Source organism: Lentibacillus sp. CBA3610 (assembly GCF_013373365.1).
Taxonomy (GTDB): Bacteria; Bacillota; Bacilli; order Bacillales; family Amphibacillaceae; genus Lentibacillus.
The window spans coordinates 878374-896321 of the sequence record NZ_CP035925.1 but is presented as its reverse complement, the minus strand read 5'-3'; the positions used below and the strand labels follow the sequence as shown (position 1 = coordinate 896321).

The window sequence follows — 17948 nt, the reverse complement described above, 5'->3', positions numbered from 1 at the left end:
CCTCACGGAACTTTTCGTCCGTAAAAAACCATAATTTTTCCGTCTGAAAACCGAGAACGATTTGAACCTTGTATCCCGTGTTGTCTGAGTTCTTTACCAGACAATACAAGGGGGAATGCCATGCCGCCACCGACCAGCCAATGCTGTGGTCCAATGGATGCATCATATGCGAATCCATTCCCCGCCGGACCGATGGCACTTCACTTTCATGCCTGGCTGAAAGGAAGCTAATCGCTTTGTTCCATCGCCGATCTGTTTAAATAAAATCGTAACCATTCCATTATTCCGGTCGATATCCGCTATGGAAATTGGTCTTCTCAGGGTATGACCATCCACGAGTAAATGCAGAAACTGACCCGGTACAGCCGTTTTTGCAGCAAAAGCATTCTCCAGCGTCATTTCAAATGTATCCAGTGCTATTTCGCTCACTGACTTTACCGTCATCTCGACACGCTTTCATATGGAACCCCCCGGTTATTCATTCATCTGTTGGACTGAATTTGTCGATCAAATTACATTCAGTATGGCCCGCCGTATCAAGGTTTGTCAAACATGCAATGCCGTGCTCCACTGACTCACGCCGGATCATAAATCCTCCAGAACGCGGCTTTTACCTGATGTCAGGGTATTCACCACAATCTGAACATCCCCATTTTCGATAACAGACAAGACATTACGCTCCGAAGACCCGATCTGCCTACCTGTGTGTAACCGGGATCTCGGCCTTTTTCATATAATCCGCTGTTCCTTCAGTCCGCATAGAGCTTGAAAGCCAAGCTGATGGAAACGCTTCAGCTATTTCAAGTGTTTTTCAGCCTTATCCTTATCCCGCTACGGTCCAAAAAGTATCGCACCTTCCTGAGGGACGGATAGCCGGCAGAAATCAAACCTTTATACCAGCGCTTTTTCCAGCGTTTTTTGTCCGTAGGCGATTTGCCTCACCTGTCGATTTCATTTCAGGTCCGAGTATGGGTGTCAACACTGCGCAGTTTTTCAAGGGAAAAAGGACAGGCACCTTGAGACTGAGGACCTTGTCGTTTTCAGGCAAAATTCGGAATTGTAGCCATTTCTTCTAAAGTCTCCCCTAAATGCACCGGGTTGCCAGATTAGCCCATCGTGACACCGGTTATTTTTTACTCAGGAACGGAATCGTTTCTGCTCGCACCGGCGGTTGACTTTCGAGCACATACGTCATCATTCCTTTATGATGAACTGAATGTTGATCAGTCCTTTTACACGTAATTCACGGGTTATTTTTTCGTCGGCATCCAACATTTCTGCTTTACAGCATCACTGGGGCGCTGTGGGGGTAGACAGCTATGGAATCACCAATGAACAACACCTGCCGTTCAATATGCTCCATAATTCCCCGGTACGATGACCGTTTCGCCATCACTGATGGCATCAATTTCGACTTCGAATGCCCGGTTAAATACTTATCAATCAGGATGGGGGTGTGCATCATCGCTCCATTTGGATTTAGGCCAAATAGTGGTAAAGCTCACATCATCATAAACGATTTCCCATAGGCTGCCGCCAATAACATATGAAGGTCTTACCAGAAAGGATAGCCGATATTATGCGCCGCCTCCTCCGGCCTGATCAAGTTTCGGAAACAGTTTTTCTTGGGGCGGGCGAAGTAAGTCCCAAATCCGGGTTCAGAAGCTGTTCGAACAGGTCCCCGGTCTTCTGCTTTTTCTAATGCATCCAGATCCTCCCCAATACTTTCACACGCGGCGCTCAAGCCCATCTGCCAGATTGATGGCTGTCTGGCCGCCAAACTGCACAATCACCCCTTCAGGCGCCTCAAGATTAATTACATGCATGACATCTTCCAGCGTGAGCGGTTCAAAATAAAGCTTATCTGAAATACTGAAATCAGTTGAGACCGTTTCGGGATTATTATTCATAATAATCGCTTCATAGCCCATCTCTTTGATTGCCAATACAGAATGGACGGTCGCATAGTCAAACTCAATTCCCTGACCAATCCGGATTGGCCCTGATCCCAGAACAAGTATTTTCTTCCGGTCAGATTTCAGAGACTCATTTTCATCTTCATAGCTGCTGTAAAAATAAGGCGTTTCAGATTCAAATTCCGCCGCACATGTGTCAACCATTTTATAGACGGGTGCGATACTATGTTTCATGCGTAATTCATAGATGTCATCAACAGTTGTATCCCAGATCCGCGCCATATGCGTATCTGAGAGCCCTGAAAGCTTTGCTTCTTCTAATCCTTCGGGCAGAAAGCCGTTTTCAGTTAATTTTGTTTCCAGTGCAATCAGCTGTTCAATTTTGACTAAAAAGAATCGGTCTATTTTCGTCAGCTCCCATACCTCGTCAACCGTTAATCCGCGCCGGAAAACTTCGGCCAGGACGAACAGCCGCTCATCATCCGCTTTATGCAGACGTTTTTTCAGCTCCCGGGCAGAGACTTGTGCCACATCCGGAAGCCACAATTCTTCCGTGCCAATATCAAGCGACCGGATACCTTTTAACAATGATTCCTCGAAATTGCGGCCGATTGCCATTACCTCGCCGGTTGCTTTCATTTGTGTACCGAGATGTCTATTGCCACTCACGAATTTATCAAATGGAAAGCGCGGGATTTTTGTAACCACGTAATCCAGGGCAGGTTCAAAGCAGGCGTACGTTGTTCCTGTAATGGGATTGACAATCTCGTCCAGCGTTAAACCTGCTGCTATTTTAGCAGCCATTTTGGCAATCGGATAGCCGGTTGCTTTGGAGGCAAGTGCGGAAGACCTGCTCACCCGCGGATTCACTTCAATCACATAGTAGGAAAAACTGTCAGGATCAAGTGCCAGTTGTACATTGCACCCGCCCTCGATATCCAGTGCCCGTATAATCTTCAGTGATGCGTTTCTTAACAGCTGATATTCCCTGTCACTTAGTGTCTGAGATGGCGCAACAACAATCGAATCACCGGTATGAATGCCTACCGGATCAACATTTTCCATATTGCAGACCACAATCGCCTGGTCATGCTTATCACGCATCACTTCATATTCGATTTCCTTGAACCCGGCGATATTCTTTTCGATTAAACATTGCTGAACAGGCGATAACGCCAATCCGTTGCGGGTGATCTCTTTCAGTTCTGATTCATCATAACACATACCGCCGCCGGTACCACCCAGTGTATAGGCGGGACGTACGATAACCGGATAGCCGATATTACTTGCAAAATCACACGCCTCTTCTACTGAATGGACGATCTGGCTGTCCGGGGAAGGTTCATTAAGCTCTTCCAATAAAGCACGGAATTTTTCCCGGTCTTCCGCCTGCTCAATGGCATTGAGCGGGGTTCCCAGCAACTCGACATCATGTTCACCAAGAATACCTGTCTTTTCCAATTCCACGGCCAGATTGAGGGCCGTTTGTCCGCCGAGTGTCGGAAGGATTGCGTCGGGCGTTTCTTTCCGGATAATTTTAGTCAGAAAGTCAACGGTTAATGGCTCCATATAAATTTGGTCTGCTATAGTCTCATCAGTCATAATCGTCGCTGGATTGGAGTTGGCCAGGACAACTGTATAACCTTCTTCTTTCAGTGCCTGACATGCCTGTGATCCGGAATAATCAAATTCAGCAGCCTGTCCGATGACAATCGGCCCTGATCCGATAACGAGAACTTTATTAATGCTGGTATTTTTAGGCATAAATATTCTCCTTTTGTCTGGATTCTGAAATCATTTGCAGGAATTCGTCAAATAATTGTGGTGTGTCCTCCGGTCCTGGTGAGCTTTCCGGATGGTATTGAACCGAAAAGGCCGGATATGTTTTGTGTCTGATACCTTCCACCGAATTATCATTCAGGGAAAACTGGATCAAGTCCAGGTCTGTCCCGGTCAATGAATCATGAGTGACTGCATAGCTGTGGTTTTGTGACGTCATAAACGTTTTATTTTTCTCCGTATCCTTAACCGGCTGATTGGCACCGCGGTGTCCGAATGCTATTTTCTCCGTGTTCGCACCACAGGCAAGTGCCAAGAGCTGATGTCCGAGACAAATGCCAAACAGCGGAATTTTTCCAAGCACCGTTTGAACCATCTCAATCGATTCAGGTACGCTTTTCGGATTACCCGGACCGTTCGTCAGCATAATGCCATCCGGCTTTAAGCGTAAAATATTTTCAGCACTGTAATTATATGGAACAACCGTCACATGACAATCCCGTTTCGTTAATTCGCGCAGGATACCATGTTTCATGCCAAAGTCAACTAACACAATCCGTTTGCCCCTTCCAGGTACGACATAGGGTTTAATGGTTGACGTTTGTTTAACCTGATCCGTTTGGTCCGGCTGATTTTTCAGGTTTGCAATGAGCTCCTCCGCCGGCTGATCCGCATCAGCCATCATCGCCTTCATGGTTCCATGTTTACGGATGATTTTCGTCAGCTTGCGTGTATCAATCCCTGAAAGTCCGGGAATGCCATTTGCTTTCAGGTAATCGTGCAATGTTTCATCACTGCGAAAGTTTGACGGGAATTCACTTAATTCCTTAACAATCAACCCATGGATAAATGGTGTTACCGTTTCAAAATCATCCCGGTTAATCCCATAGTTTCCGATGAGGGGGTAGGTCATAACAACCATCTGCCCGCAGTAGGACGGATCTGTTATAACCTCCTGATAGCCGGTCATACCGGTATTGAAAACAACCTCACCTGTTGTGCTGATGTCAGCGCCAAACCCTTCACCGGTAAAAATGGAACTATCTTCAAGAATAAGCTGGCGTTTAACCATATGATGACGCCTCCTTGACCTTTGTTATTTGTATAATTATACACATTAATTAATATATATTCAATTCGCTTCCTGACTGCTCCTGTATACGATTTTTCCTTCTGCAATGGTAGCCAGTGGAATCCCCTGTACCTCCCAGCCATGAAACGGTGTGTTTTTGCCCATTGAATAAAAGTTTTGCTTATTAAAGTTGACGCTTTTATTCAAATCCACGATTGTCAAATCCGCTATTGCACCTTCCTGCAGCATGCCATATGGCAGTTGAAAAACAGCAGCCGGTTTCACAGTCAGCCAGCTGATTAATTGATTCAGCGTTATTTTTTTCGTTCGCACCAGATATGTGTAAAGAAGCGGAAAGGCCGTTTCCAGACCGGCAATTCCGAATGGTGCATTTAAGAATCCATTTGCTTTTTCCGATTCTGCATGTGGCGCGTGATCAGTTGCAATCAAATCAATGGTGCCATCCATTAAGCCTTCCAATAATGCTTCCTGATCTTCAGTGCTGCGCAATGGTGGATTCATTTTTAAATTGGCATCATTGTCCTGAATCGCACCTTCGTTCAATAACAGATGGTGCGGAGTCACTTCAGCGGTCACATGGATACCCGCACGTTTGGCATCACGAATGACCCGTACCGATTCCTTTGTGCTCACATGGCAGACATGATAATGACAGCCGGCTGCTTCAGCCAACAGCACATCCCGGGCAATTTGCACCGATTCACTCAGTGAGGAAATACCCGGCAGACCAAGACGCTCGCTTATCTCCCCGTTGTGAACAACACCACCATATATAAGTGAATTATCTTCGCAGTGCGCAACAACCGGCTTTCCATTGGCAGCCGCCTCTTGCATCGCACGGAGCATCGCATCAGCTGTCTGCACACCAACACCATCATCGGTGAAAGCAAATGCGCCGGAGCCGGCAAGTTCTGTTATGTCCGTCAGCTCCTCACCTTTTAAATTTTTCGTGATGGATGCGTATGGGAGCACACGGACAGAGGCATCCTGTTCGATTTTTTCCAGCAATGTTTGAAGGGTTGCCGTATTATCAGGCACAGGATTTGTGTTTGGCATTGCACAAACTGTTGTAAAACCACCGCGTGCAGCTGCTTTTGTCCCGGTTGCAATGGTTTCCTTATGCTCCCCGCCAGGTTCACGCAAATGAACATGGACATCAAGGAAACCGGGAAAAACAAAATTATTCCGGCAATCTATGACGTCATCAGCCTCAACATTGATACTTCCTGCAATATCCTTTATCTTGCCGTTTTCGATTAAAATATCACAATTCTCTTTTTTCTGGTCAGACTTTAAGTGTCTGGCATTTTTCAGTAATATGCTCATGATCGAACCCCCATTCATTTAACAAGATTGATATAATGGCCATTCGTGTATAAACACCGTTTTCCATTTGCTTAAAAATCCTGGAACGTTCACACTCCACCAATCCGGTATCAATTTCAACACCGCGATTGACAGGTGCCGGATGCAAAATAATAGCATGGTCCTGCATTCGCTGTTCACGCTCTGGCGTGAGACCATAGTTAACCAGATATGAAGACGTATCATGTGAGGTTGTTGCATGCCGTTCATGCTGGACGCGCAGCAGCATGAGGACATCACACATCTCACATGCCTCATCAATCGACATGTATGGAATTCCTAATGAGTCATCTTCAAACCCCGGTGCTGCAGAAAAATAGACATTAGCACCCATCGTCCTAAGTGCATAAGCATTGGACCGAGCCACCCGGCTATGCTTTATATCCCCTGCTATAACGATATTCAGGTTATTGAAAGATCCAAATTCTTGATAGATTGTCAGAAGATCAAGCATCGACTGCGTCGGATGGTCACGTTTACCGGACCCGGCATTGATCATCGGGACTGATAGTTTCTGTGCTAACTCATCAAACCAACGATCATGCTTATGACGAACAATCAACAGGTCTGCTCCGATAGCTTCATATGTCCGAGCCGTATCATAAAGAGACTCGCCTTTAGCCATACTGGAACTTTCCATTTGAAAATCCAGGACTTCCATGCCCAGTTTCTTTTCTGCCATAAGAAAACTCATTTTTGTTCGTGTACTAGGTTCAAAGAATAAGTTAGCTGCAAAATAGTTCCCTGAAAATAAGTCAGGGTTTTCACGCATTTCTTCAGCTGTATTCAAAATGTTAAAAATTGAAGCAGCCGAAAGCTCACGTGTTGAAATGAAATGACGCATTGCTCATCATCCTTTCCCATCTAAGTTATCAGACTAGGCGGCATTATCCCGATTCTTGTTTTTCTGAACGTCACTGTCATCAAACATTGCACCATTGCCATAGCCGCTTTCTTTACCGGGCAATGCCAGATTCAGTAATACACCAATAATGGCTGACAGTGCCATTCCGGCGATTTGCAGATTATCAGATAGCTGGATAAATGCCCCGCCAACACCAATCACAAGTATGACTGAAGCAATCACAAGATTCCGTTTATCGCTTAAATCCACCTGGTTATCAATCAGCATACGGAGCCCATTTGAGGCAATAATCCCGAACAATAGAATCGAGACACCCCCCATAACAGCTGATGGAATGGAATTGATCGTTGCTGTTATAATCCCGACAAACCCAAAGCAAATTGCGAAGACAGCCGCACCCCCTACGACAAAAACACTGAATACCCTGGTAATCGACAAGACGCCAATATTTTCACCGTAGGTTGTATTCGGCGGCCCGCCAAGGAAAGAGGCAATCATGGTTGCTAAACCATCCCCCAAAATGGACCGATGCAGACCGGGCTGTTTAATGAAGTTTCGTCCAACAACTTTTGAAAGCACCATCTGATCACCGATGTGTTCAGCAATCGTTACAAGTGCTACCGGCACCATCAGGAGGGCAATTTCACCACTGATTATTTCGAAAGGCGCATAATGCACAAATGGCACAATAAAGTCGGGTGCTTTAAAAATGGCTGTAAAGAACTCACCGATCGAATTGGCTGAAACAATTTCCGACCATTCCGTTTTGACGTCTGACGTATCAACAACACCCTGGAAAAGCGCGAATGTATATCCGGAAACAATGCCAATTAAAATGGGAATCAGTCCAAAAAACCCTCTGAAGAAGATTGATGCTACGATGGTTACAGCCAGTGTGAACAACGCAACACTGAAGTGTGTGCCGCTGTATACATTTTCATCCAGACCAGGTACATACATGGACATATCAATCGCCGTTGAAGCAAGACCAAGACCGATGACAATAATGACAGGGCCAACAACAATCGGCGACAAAATCCGCATTAGCCAGTTTAGGCCTGACAGTCGGATGAACAAGGCAACAATCCCGTAAACAACCCCTGCCAAAAATGTTCCGATCATTGCCCCGGCAGGACCATTGGCAGCGCTGGCGCCAATAATCGGTGCAATAAATGCAAAACTGGAGCCCAGGTACGCCGGGATTTTTCCTTTGGTGATCAGTAAATAAGCCAACGTTCCGAGACCACTGGATATCAATGCTACTGCAGGTGATAATCCTGTCAGGAACGGAACCAGAATAGTCGACCCAAACATGGCGAATAAATGCTGCAAACTCAGCACAACCCATTTTTGCAGTTTTGGCATTTCCTGTACGTCCATTACCATTTCCTGTTTACTCATATCGATTTCCTCCCATTCGTTCTTTTTTTCTAATAGATTGTTATTGTATATTGACACAGAACCCATAAACTACGACATAATTGCTTTTCGACATAGTTTTCTGTTTTGTGCCCCGCAGCCCGTACACACTTCGCTTTCCGGGGGCGGCTGGTGAGCCTACTCGCGCAGACGCGCTCCGGAGTCTCACCGATGCCTCTGCTCCCCCAGGAGTCTTCGTGTGTACGGGCTGCTAGCAAGGATTTATACGCTCTAATATTTCCTTCAAGCAGCAATAAACAAATGTATTGCGATACTATAAAGCACTACGCGAGCGGAGGAAATACGCGGAGACTCCTGCGGGAAAAGTGGCCAAAGTGAGACCCCACAGCGAGGAACGAGCGAGGAGGCTCACGGGTCACCCGCGGAAAGCGGAGCGTATTTCCGTAGCGGTATCACAGCACTCATATATTTTTCAGTGTGTCGCAGTTTATCTCAACTCCCGAAGTTTTAAGAGCAACAAAATTTACGAAATGGATCAAAAAGACAACCCCACAAAAAAACCTCTTTGCGAAAGGCCGCAAAGAGGTACACGTGTCCTGTTATGACACACGTTTCCTGAAGCGACCTTTTAAATCTCTCTGGATCTAATTAAAGGTCAATCGATTTATTTTTCGTAAATACTCACTTCTTCCTGCTCATCCACTTCCTCGAGTTGAACAACGATGATTTCCTCTTCGGACGTCGGGATATTTTTACCGACATAATCCGCCCTTATCGGCAATTCGCGATGGCCTCTGTCAACCAGGACCCCTAGCTGAATCTGTGACGGTCGTTCAATGTCCATAACCGCATCCATTGCTGCTCTGACCGTCCTTCCGGTATAAAGAACATCATCGATCAAAATGACTTTTTTGTGCTTCAAATCACTATCAATTTTGGTCTCTTTTAATTCAGGGTCATCTGTGGAGGTTACCGTTTCCAAATCATCCCGGTACAAGGTGATATCCAATTCACCCGTCGGCACCTCTACACCTTCAATCTGTCTGATCTTTTCCTGGATCCGTTTTGTCAGCGGTACACCTCTCGTTTTGATCCCAACCAGTACCAGGTTGTCACCGCCTTTATTTTTCTCAACGATTTCATGGGCAATCCGTGTTAACGCTCTTCCCATTGCTGCCTGATCCAAAAGAACCGTTTTTTTCTTCAACGTATCACCTCCCGAAACTGAAAAATCCCTTTTCACCAATAAGGCAAAAAGGGATTTGAACATACTTAATTCACGTAAACAAAATATTCAGGTACCTTTTTAGCCTCACTGGACTATGTTAAAGGTTCATATTCATTTGAACTTATTCTGACAGACTTCCTGCTGCCTGTCAATGCTTTTTTTAACATTGCAACAAAAAACCCATCCTTAACGCTGCAACTCATGTTAAAATAACATTAACGATTTAAGCAAAAGGGGCTGATGAAATGCGTCCATATCGTAATGATTCCATATCGATAGATGATTACTTTTAAATTCGTGAAAGCTCTGATGCACTGCTGGAATATATTGATGGATTCGTTTATATGTCGCCATCTCCATCGACGAAACATCAGCGCATATCCAGCAAGTTGCAAATTAAGTTTGGAAATTTTCTTGAAGGAAAGTCCTGTGAATTATTCCCTGCGCCTTATGACATCGAATTAAAAAAAGAAAATATGGAAGGGTCGAAAATTATCATTCCGGATATTAGCATTATATGTGATAAAAGTGGATTTACAGATGCCAGATATGTTGGCGTCCCCAGCCTGATCGTTGAAATCTTAAGTCCTTCCAATCAATCACATGATCTTATTACAAAGTTAAATCTTTATATGAATTATGGCGTCAAGGAGTATTGGATAGTCATCCGATGCTGAATGCAATTACGGTGTATTCCCTCAATGATGAAAATATGTATGAGCAGCATGATGTGCAAATCAGTAAAGGTAATGTGTCACTAAAATACTTGATGGTTTCCGAGTCGATTTAATGTCTATCGGACTTACCAGCGAATCCTGAGGGGAAATTTAAGAAACTGGTCGATTAAATCGATCAGCTTTTTGTTTCAACAAAAAATTTAAAACTGCCAATTTCAGTGTTAAATTTGGTGGAAATTATTTTTTTATAATCTCCACCTTCCCATCTGTTTAACTAATTTGAGATTTAGACCCTCAGCAAACCACGGAACCCTCTGGCACCATAGTAAGAGGACGCACCGTTGTGATACATGAAAACATGACCATAGCGGTAGTCACAAAACAGGGCACCACCGAGTTCTCTAATATCAGATGGGGTCTTCACCCAACTCGACGTTTTCATATCAAATTTTCCAAGTGTCTGTAATGTTCGATATTGTTCTTCTGTTATAAGTTCAATTCCCATGTCAGCTGCCATATCAATAGCGTTATTGTCCGGTTTATGTTTTTTTCTTGACTCCAACCCCGCACGATCGTAACAAACACTTCTGCGACCTTTTGGCGTTTCCGCTGAGCAGTCATAAAAAATGTATTGATCCTGCTGTTTATCATAATCAACGACATCCGGCTCTCCACCAGTTCTTTCCATCTCATTGAGCGACCACAGTTTTTCAGTATGGTCATCCAGTTTTGCTTGGACATCAGCCCATTCAAATCCTTCATGACGATGCATGTTTTTCTCAAAACGAGTTTCCAATTCTCTGAGTAATTCTTCGCGTTGGTCCAGTGATAACTCTTTTTTACCGCTAATTTTATTTCCCTCCTTCATGTTCGTTTCCCCTTATTTATACGCCATTTCCATTAACCTTCAAATTGAGCCAGCAGTTTCTGAAAATAAGCCGGTGCTTCCACTTCAAAATGCTGCTCTTCATTTGTTGTCGGGTGCCTGAATGAAAGCGATTTTGCATGCAGTGCCTGACCACCGATATCAAGTGTCTTCCGCTGACCGTATTTAGGATCACCGGCAATCGGAAAACCAATATATTTCATATGAACACGAATCTGATGTGTACGGCCTGTTTCAAGCTGACATTCAACATGGGTGAAATCTCTGTAACAGTTCATGACACGAAAATGTGTAATGGCTGGTTTTCCATTGTCTACAACATCCATCTTTTTACGGTCATTCGGATCCCTGCCAATCGGAGCGTCAATCAGCCCTGTTTCGTGCTCAATCACACCATGAACAATCACTTCATAGCGACGGTCAATAGCTTTTGCAGACAGCTGTTCAGCAATATGGTTATGTGCCGCGTCATTTTTGGCAACAATCAATAGACCACTTGTATCTTTATCAAGTCGGTGAACGATACCCGGCCGTTCCTCGCCATTGACACTGGACAAGCGATCACAATGGTGAAGCAGCGCATTAACAAGAGTCCCGCTTTGATGACCTGCAGACGGGTGGACAACCATTCCCTTTGGCTTGTTGACCACAAGCAGATCGGAATCCTCATAAACGACCGCCAACGGAATGTTCTCCGGTTCGATCGTTAAACGTTCCGGCTCAGGTTCTCTCCATTCAATTGTATCCCCGGTCTGACATTTATAGTTTGCCTTTATTTGTCGTTTATTGACGTAAACATGACCATCTGCTATCCATGTTTGAATCTCTGAACGTGACGCATCAGCGATCATGCCTGCCAGCAATTTATCAATTCTTATGTTTTGTTCAGGTTCCGTTACTGTGTGTTGTTGCGTCATTTTTTTGCTTTTCCTTTCTTTCATCAATGATGGTTACAATAATCACTAAAATAACACCGACCACTAAAGCTGAATCCGCTATATTAAATATCGGATAATCATAACCGAAAATAATGAAGTCAAAAAAATCGACCACTTCTTTCCGGAAAAGCCGGTCAATAAAATTCCCGATTGCGCCGCCAAGAATAAGACTTAAGGCGACCGCCAGCAGCTTGCTCTCCCTGGCATATTTTTGCATATAATAAATAAGGCCGATAACGACGATAACTGTGACGACGTAGAAAAAGCCCATTTGTCCCTGCAGGATTCCCCAGGCCGCCCCACTATTACGATGTGATGTTAAGTAGAAAAAATTCCCGATAATGGTAATCTGCTCACCAAGTTCCATCGTTCTGACAACGATCCATTTGGTCAGCTGATCAATCGCAATAATAATCAGTGCCAATATGTAATATAAAACCATTCCATTTCCTCCGTTTAATCTATCCCTTACCTTAAAGTGTATTATTATATCAGGATAAAGCACGTCTCTTTTACATTTTAAGGGTTTCTTACGTATTTTACCACAAATAATTAAAAAGCGCCTTATCCAATAAAGGGATAGACGCTTTTTGCTTTATGCGCTGTAATGCTCTTTCACAATATCCGCACACCGTGAACATAAATCAGGATGGTCCTGGTCCTCGCCAACCGTTTCAGCGGATGTCCAGCAACGTGCACATTTTTCACCGGGATGCTCATCAACCTTAACTTCCACATACTGATAGTCATTCGCATCAGATATATCGTCTGCCACGTCTGCACCTGAAACGATGAACAGCTGATGAACATGAGGAATGCTCTCAAGAACTTCTTTTGTCTGATTATCTTTCGGAACTAACGTAATTTTGGCTTCCAGCGATTTCCCGATAACTTTATCTTCTCTTGCCACTTCCAATGCTTTCAAAACGTCATCGCGAATATTCATGAAATGGTCCCATTTTTCATAAAGTGTGTCAAAGCCGGTAATTTTCCTTGGTTCCGGAATATCCGTTAATTGAACACTTTCTTCGCGGGCACCTGGAATGTATTCCCACATCTCATCAGTCGTATGCGGAATAATCGGTGTCAGCAGTTTCACTAATGTTGTCACAATCTCATAGTAAGCAGTCTGGATGCTTCTGCGTCGATGATTATCCGCTGCTTCAATATATAAAATATCTTTCGCAAAATCGAGATAGAATGAACTCAGATCAATCGTACAGAAATTATGAATGTGTGAATAAACCGGTGAGTATTCATAAATATCGTAGCTGTCCCTCACGTTTTTCACTAAATTCTGCAGACGATGCAGCATATAGCGGTCGACTTCTTCCATTTCTGCTTCGGGCACCGCATCTTTTTCAGGATCGAAGTCAGCTAAATTCCCAAGCATGAACCGGACTGTGTTGCGGATTTTCCGGTATCCTTCTGAAATCTGCTTCAGAATTTCCTGTGAAATGCGGACATCTGCCTGATAGTCAACAGAGGAAACCCACAGACGCAAAATATCAATACCCAGCTGTTTTTGGATTTTTAACGGATCCATGACATTGCCGAGTGATTTACTCATTTTACGGCCATTGCCATCTAATGTGAACCCGTGGCTGACAATCGCTTCAAATGGTGCCTTGCCGGTAACCGCTACCGCTGTAGAGATGGATGAATTAAACCAGCCGCGGTACTGGTCACTTCCTTCCAGATAAACATCAGCCGGGCGTTTGTGGTCTTCCCGCCCCATTAAGACAGCTTCATGCGAGGAACCGGAATCAAACCAGACATCCATGATATCCATTTCTTTGGTGAATTGGCCATTTGGACTATGTTCAGACGTAAATCCTTCCGGCAGCAGATCCTTTGCCTCCCGTTCAAACCAGATGTTCGAACCATGCTCAGCAAATAATGTTGATACATGATCAATTGTCTCGTCATTAATAATCGGTGTGCCATCTTCAGCATAAAATACCGGGATTGGTACACCCCAGGTACGCTGCCGGGAAATACACCAATCTTCGCGGTCACGGACCATGTTATAGAGGCGTGTTTCACCCCATCCTGGATACCAGTTAATACGATTGATTTCATCCAGAATGTTCTGGCGGAAATCTTTGATGGATGCAAACCATTGGGATGTTGCACGGAAAATCGTCGGCTTTTTCGTACGCCAGTCATGCGGGTACGAATGCGTAACAAACATCAGTTTCAGCAGTGATCCGTTCGCATTCATTTTTTCAGTTATCGCTTTATTGGCTTTATCATAAAACTCACCTTCAAAGCCCGGTGCCTCACTGGTGAAATAACCCTGATGATCAACCGGTGACAGTGGCTCAAGGCCATATTCCCGTGACATATAGAAATCATCTTCCCCGTGCCCCGGTGCCGTATGGACACATCCGGTACCGGCGTCTGTCGTGACATGCTCACCCAGCATTACAAGCGAGTCACGGTCATAAAACGGATGTTTCGCGACTACTTTATCGGCTTCCTCGCCTTTGAAGGTTTTGACGACTTCCGGGTCCTCCCATTCCAGTTCTTCGGTAATGGTTTCCAGGAGTTCATGGGCGATGACATATTTCTCACCACCTACAGCAACTACTGCATATTCCAATTCCGGGTGAACCGCTATGCCAAGGTTTGCCGGAATGGTCCATGGTGTTGTTGTCCAGATAATAATTTTCTCATCGCCATCAAGAACGCCTTTACCGTCTGTCACGTCAAAAGCGACATAGATGGATGGCGAGCGTTTATCATGATATTCAATCTCCGCTTCTGCCAGTGCTGACTCAGAAGACGGTGACCAATAAACAGGTTTAAGCCCTCTGTAAATGTAACCTTTTTTCGCCATTTCACCGAACACCCTGATTTGAGCCGCTTCATAATCCTTTGTCAGCGTGATATACGGGTTATCCCAATCACCGCGGACACCAAACTTTTTAAATTGATCACGTTGATTATCGAGCTGCCCCATGGCATATTCAGCACATTTTTGCCTGAATTCGGCGATGCTCATTTTTTTGCGGTCAACTTTTTTCTTTTTGGTCAATGCCGTCTCAACCGGTAATCCATGCGTATCCCATCCAGGGACATATGGCGCATGATAGCCGCTCATTGATCTGTAGCGTGTGATAAAATCTTTCAATATTTTGTTGAGAGCATGCCCGATATGCAAATCACCATTGGCATATGGCGGGCCGTCATGCAGAATGAACAGCGGGCGTCCCTTGGTTCGTTCCATGTCCTTTTCATAAATCCGGTTTTCATCCCATTTTTTCTGACGCTCAGGTTCTTTATTCGGCAAATTCCCGCGCATCGGAAATTTCGTTTTTGGCATTAGTAACGTTTCTTTATAATCCAAGCTGTTTTCCTCCTTATCATGTGAGACTAAAAAAAGCCTTCTCATCCCCACAAGGGACGAGAAGACTCGCGGTACCACCCTTATAAATTTAAAATCATCCATTGATTCATTTAAATTCACTCGATATTCGTAACGTGAACAGACGTCCATTCCTACTCTGGTTCAGAATGGATACTCGGGAGTGATGTTCTGAATGCTTTACTGTATCAGGCTCCCACCATCCCCTGATTCGCTGGGCAGAAATACATTCATACTGGGCTCCGTCATCATATAACTTATTAATATAAGAGCATTATATGTAAATAACAATTACACGTCAAGAGCTATGCCTTGGATTCAGCGTAGTCAGGAACTTCAGCCGTATCGCCATCATCTGCTTCTTCTTCGTTTTCCTCATCAAATAAATCGTCCCAGTCACCTGCATCAATGACATCCAATTGGGCTTCCACAAGCATTTTCAAACGGGTGCGGAATACTTTTGCCTGTTTTTTTAATTCTTCAATATCCATCTCAATACGGCGTGATTTATTTAATGCCTCATTCACAATCCGGTCAGCATTCTTTTCGGCTTCTTTTATAATTAATTTGGATTCTTTCTGCGCATTGCCTTTTAATTCTTCTGCCGTTTCCTGTGCAATCAGAATTGAATTATTCAATGTGCTTTCAATATTTGTAAAATGTCCCAGTTTTTCATTTAACTGATCAACTTTTTCCTGTAAATCTTTTTTCTCGCGGATTGTCATTTCATAATCTTTGATAACCTGATCGAGGAATTCATTGACTTCATCCTCATCATAGCCGCGGAAGCTTCTTGTAAATTCTTTATTATGAATGTCCAAAGGTGTTAATGACACACAGGTCACCTCCTTAAGTGGTTTCACCGATTTCTCAAGACTTATACGAATCCATATTATATAATATTTCGACACAAAAACCAACAATCCTGCAAATTTATAAAAATTATTTTAAAACAGCGGTTGTAATGCTGAACTTGTCTTTTTTGGTACGGCCATTCATTCCGATAATTTTACTTCGGCCTTTTCCCCTCAAGGAAAGCATATCGCCTGCTTCCAGAATCAGTTTGCGATCATCAGTCACTTTATAGTTCACTTTCACAAGTCCTTTTGTAATAAATTCGCTTGCCTCTTTCCGGGACAATTTGTAGATGGCTTTTACAATGGCGTCCAATCGTAATGAAGAGACGACCAGATCTGATTCAAACCAATTGACTTCCTTTTCGGCAACTGAAGAAAGCGGCTGCTCTTCCAGCTTTATTTTTGCCCTTTTGATGGCAGTCAAATTGGTCAGCACGTAGGGAGAAATTTCACCTGCCATAACGATTTGAATCAGCCCGTCCTCAACGTTGATATCACCAAGCTTTTGACGTTTAATTCCTAAGGATAAAAACGCCCCCATCACATCACGATGACCCAGTGATACAAACTTTTCATGATAGGATGCCTCCAGCAGAGACAGCTGAAACGAATCTTCTGTAACATCTTCATACATTGGCGCAATAATAATGCGCCTTCTTTCAGCATTTTTGCTGCCGCCATGCTTATGAACCTTCAAGTCTTCCATGCTTGTCCCGATTAGCATATCAACAATTTGCTGTTCTCTCGGGTCAAGAAAATCGGTTAGCTTCATTTGGTATGTTTTTTCAACATGTTCGATCCATGAAAAAACCTGGTCAATAAAAGGATGTTCGTCTTTTCTGAAATGCTGGTAAATAGCCATTGCATGAAACCTTCTAGAACCAGCCGATTAGTACAGGAAGACCGAACACTCTCGCAAAATACAGGACAAAAATAGCCACAATCGGCGAAAGGTCAATCATGCCAAGCGGCGGTATAATTTTCCTGAATGGTTCGAGGTAAGGTTCGCAAATTTTGGCTAAAAAGACACCAAATGAAGATTCGCGCGCGCCCGGAAACCAGGACATGAATATATAAATAATCAGGGCAAAGCTATAAAGCTCCAATGCCAAATATAATAAACTGAGTAATGATTGCATAATCTGCTACCATCCTTTACTGTATTCGTCTTCTTCAATAATTGAATCCGTTATGGAACCTGACACATCGACATTATCAGGTGTACATAAAAATGTCCCGTCACCGAGTTTCTGGATATCACCGTTTATGGCATATACCGTACCACTTAAAAAGTCAACAATCCGTTTGGCCTGTTGGTGATCAACCCGCTGCAGGTTTATAATGACTGCTCGTTTATTGACAACATTGTCGGCAATTTCTTGGGCTTCACTGTAATTGCGCGGTTCATATAAAACGACTTTCGATGTTGGTCCTTGCATCGTAGTTAAATTGACAACATTATCATTTCTGCTCCTTGAAACAGCCGGTGTTTCGTAAGTATCCGTTTCTTCTTGCTGCTCCACATACTCATAATCATCTTCCATTGTGAAGAATGTTTTGATTTTATTTTTAATGCTCATCAGTTCACCCCGTT

The 17948-nt window shown here is 43.9% G+C and carries 14 protein-coding genes, 2 pseudogenes and 1 other annotated feature; of the genes and pseudogenes, 1 reads left to right on the top strand and 15 read right to left on the bottom strand.

What is annotated here, in order from left to right; translation table 11 throughout:
• Positions 1-162 precede the first annotated feature (162 nt).
• The 7 genes and pseudogenes from Len3610_RS04520 to pyrR form a co-directional block, all read right to left on the bottom strand.
• Positions 163-429 carry a ferredoxin reductase domain-containing protein gene (locus tag Len3610_RS04520; RefSeq protein WP_176446904.1) on the bottom strand — a complete coding sequence of 89 codons (267 nt, stop codon included), beginning with the start codon at positions 427-429 and terminating at the stop codon, positions 163-165.
• A gap of 49 nt (positions 430-478) precedes the next feature.
• Positions 479-3680, bottom strand: a pseudogene (gene carB, locus Len3610_RS21680) (carbamoyl-phosphate synthase large subunit).
• Positions 3673-4767, bottom strand: coding sequence for a carbamoyl phosphate synthase small subunit (locus tag Len3610_RS04510; RefSeq protein ID WP_176446903.1), 1095 nt, complete (start codon positions 4765-4767; stop codon positions 3673-3675). Before Len3610_RS04510 ends, carB begins: the two are co-directional and overlap by 8 nt.
• A 60-nt stretch (positions 4768-4827) precedes the next feature.
• Positions 4828-6114 (bottom strand): dihydroorotase, encoded by a 1287-nt coding sequence (locus Len3610_RS04505; protein ID WP_176446902.1) that lies wholly within the window; start codon positions 6112-6114, stop codon positions 4828-4830.
• Entirely contained in the window at positions 6074-6997 is a 924-nt protein-coding gene (locus Len3610_RS04500) for an aspartate carbamoyltransferase catalytic subunit (RefSeq protein WP_176446901.1), read from the bottom strand. The genes Len3610_RS04505 and Len3610_RS04500 overlap by 41 nt, the downstream gene beginning before the upstream one ends.
• Before the next feature lie 33 nt (positions 6998-7030).
• Positions 7031-8419 carry a solute carrier family 23 protein gene (locus tag Len3610_RS04495; RefSeq protein WP_176446900.1) on the bottom strand — a complete coding sequence of 463 codons (1389 nt, stop codon included), beginning with the start codon at positions 8417-8419 and terminating at the stop codon, positions 7031-7033.
• A gap of 643 nt (positions 8420-9062) precedes the next feature.
• Positions 9063-9605, bottom strand: a complete 543-nt coding sequence (pyrR, locus tag Len3610_RS04490; protein ID WP_176446899.1) for a bifunctional pyr operon transcriptional regulator/uracil phosphoribosyltransferase PyrR — start codon at positions 9603-9605, stop codon at positions 9063-9065.
• A 314-nt stretch (positions 9606-9919) separates the two neighbouring features.
• On the opposite strand from pyrR, the pseudogene Len3610_RS04485 reads away from it, so the two are divergent.
• Positions 9920-10416, top strand: a pseudogene (locus Len3610_RS04485) (Uma2 family endonuclease).
• Positions 10417-10589: 173 nt separating this feature from the next.
• Here Len3610_RS04485 and Len3610_RS04480 read toward each other — a convergent pair.
• The 8 genes from Len3610_RS04480 to Len3610_RS04445 all read right to left on the bottom strand — a co-directional run bounded on the left by Len3610_RS04480 (position 10590) and on the right by Len3610_RS04445 (position 17934).
• Entirely contained in the window at positions 10590-11171 is a 582-nt protein-coding gene (locus tag Len3610_RS04480; protein ID WP_176446898.1) for a DUF4256 domain-containing protein, read from the bottom strand.
• Positions 11172-11203: 32 nt separating this feature from the next.
• Positions 11204-12106 (bottom strand): RluA family pseudouridine synthase, encoded by a 903-nt coding sequence (locus Len3610_RS04475; protein WP_176446897.1) that lies wholly within the window; start codon positions 12104-12106, stop codon positions 11204-11206.
• Positions 12075-12569 (bottom strand): signal peptidase II, encoded by a 495-nt coding sequence (lspA, locus tag Len3610_RS04470; RefSeq protein WP_176446896.1) that lies wholly within the window; start codon positions 12567-12569, stop codon positions 12075-12077. Before lspA ends, Len3610_RS04475 begins: the two co-directional genes overlap by 32 nt.
• Positions 12570-12722: 153 nt before the next feature.
• Positions 12723-15479 (bottom strand): isoleucine--tRNA ligase, encoded by a 2757-nt coding sequence (gene ileS, locus Len3610_RS04465; protein WP_176446895.1) that lies wholly within the window; start codon positions 15477-15479, stop codon positions 12723-12725.
• A gap of 49 nt (positions 15480-15528) precedes the next feature.
• Positions 15529-15755 (bottom strand) — a binding site (T-box leader).
• A gap of 47 nt (positions 15756-15802) precedes the next feature.
• Complete coding sequence (locus tag Len3610_RS04460; protein ID WP_176446894.1) at positions 15803-16333, bottom strand: DivIVA domain-containing protein; 531 nt, start codon at positions 16331-16333, stop codon at positions 15803-15805.
• A 106-nt stretch (positions 16334-16439) separates the two neighbouring features.
• On the bottom strand, positions 16440-17216 hold the full coding sequence (locus tag Len3610_RS04455) for a YlmH family RNA-binding protein (protein ID WP_176446893.1): 777 nt from the start codon (positions 17214-17216) through the stop codon (positions 16440-16442).
• A 13-nt stretch (positions 17217-17229) separates the two neighbouring features.
• On the bottom strand, positions 17230-17493 hold the full coding sequence (locus Len3610_RS04450; protein ID WP_176446892.1) for a YggT family protein: 264 nt from the start codon (positions 17491-17493) through the stop codon (positions 17230-17232).
• A gap of 6 nt (positions 17494-17499) precedes the next feature.
• Positions 17500-17934: a cell division protein SepF gene (locus tag Len3610_RS04445; RefSeq protein WP_176446891.1), complete on the bottom strand. Its 435-nt coding sequence runs from the start codon at positions 17932-17934 to the stop codon at positions 17500-17502.
• Positions 17935-17948 lie beyond the last annotated feature (14 nt).

Excerpts from the sequence above, each read along its gene's own strand:
- Len3610_RS04455 (WP_176446893.1), bottom strand. The coding sequence starts at position 17,216 with ATGGCTATTTACCAGCATTTCAGAAAAGACGAACATCCTTTTATTGAC.
- lspA (WP_176446896.1), bottom strand. The coding sequence starts at position 12,569 with ATGGTTTTATATTACATATTGGCACTGATTATTATTGCGATTGATCAG.
- Len3610_RS04445 (WP_176446891.1), bottom strand. The coding sequence starts at position 17,934 with ATGAGCATTAAAAATAAAATCAAAACATTCTTCACAATGGAAGATGAT.
- Len3610_RS04480 (WP_176446898.1), bottom strand. The coding sequence starts at position 11,171 with ATGAAGGAGGGAAATAAAATTAGCGGTAAAAAAGAGTTATCACTGGAC.
- Len3610_RS04505 (WP_176446902.1), bottom strand. The coding sequence starts at position 6,114 with ATGAGCATATTACTGAAAAATGCCAGACACTTAAAGTCTGACCAGAAA.
- Len3610_RS04500 (WP_176446901.1), bottom strand. The coding sequence starts at position 6,997 with ATGCGTCATTTCATTTCAACACGTGAGCTTTCGGCTGCTTCAATTTTT.
- Len3610_RS04510 (WP_176446903.1), bottom strand. The coding sequence starts at position 4,767 with ATGGTTAAACGCCAGCTTATTCTTGAAGATAGTTCCATTTTTACCGGT.
- Len3610_RS04475 (WP_176446897.1), bottom strand. The coding sequence starts at position 12,106 with ATGACGCAACAACACACAGTAACGGAACCTGAACAAAACATAAGAATT.
- Len3610_RS04495 (WP_176446900.1), bottom strand. The coding sequence starts at position 8,419 with ATGAGTAAACAGGAAATGGTAATGGACGTACAGGAAATGCCAAAACTG.
- Len3610_RS04450 (WP_176446892.1), bottom strand. The coding sequence starts at position 17,493 with ATGCAATCATTACTCAGTTTATTATATTTGGCATTGGAGCTTTATAGC.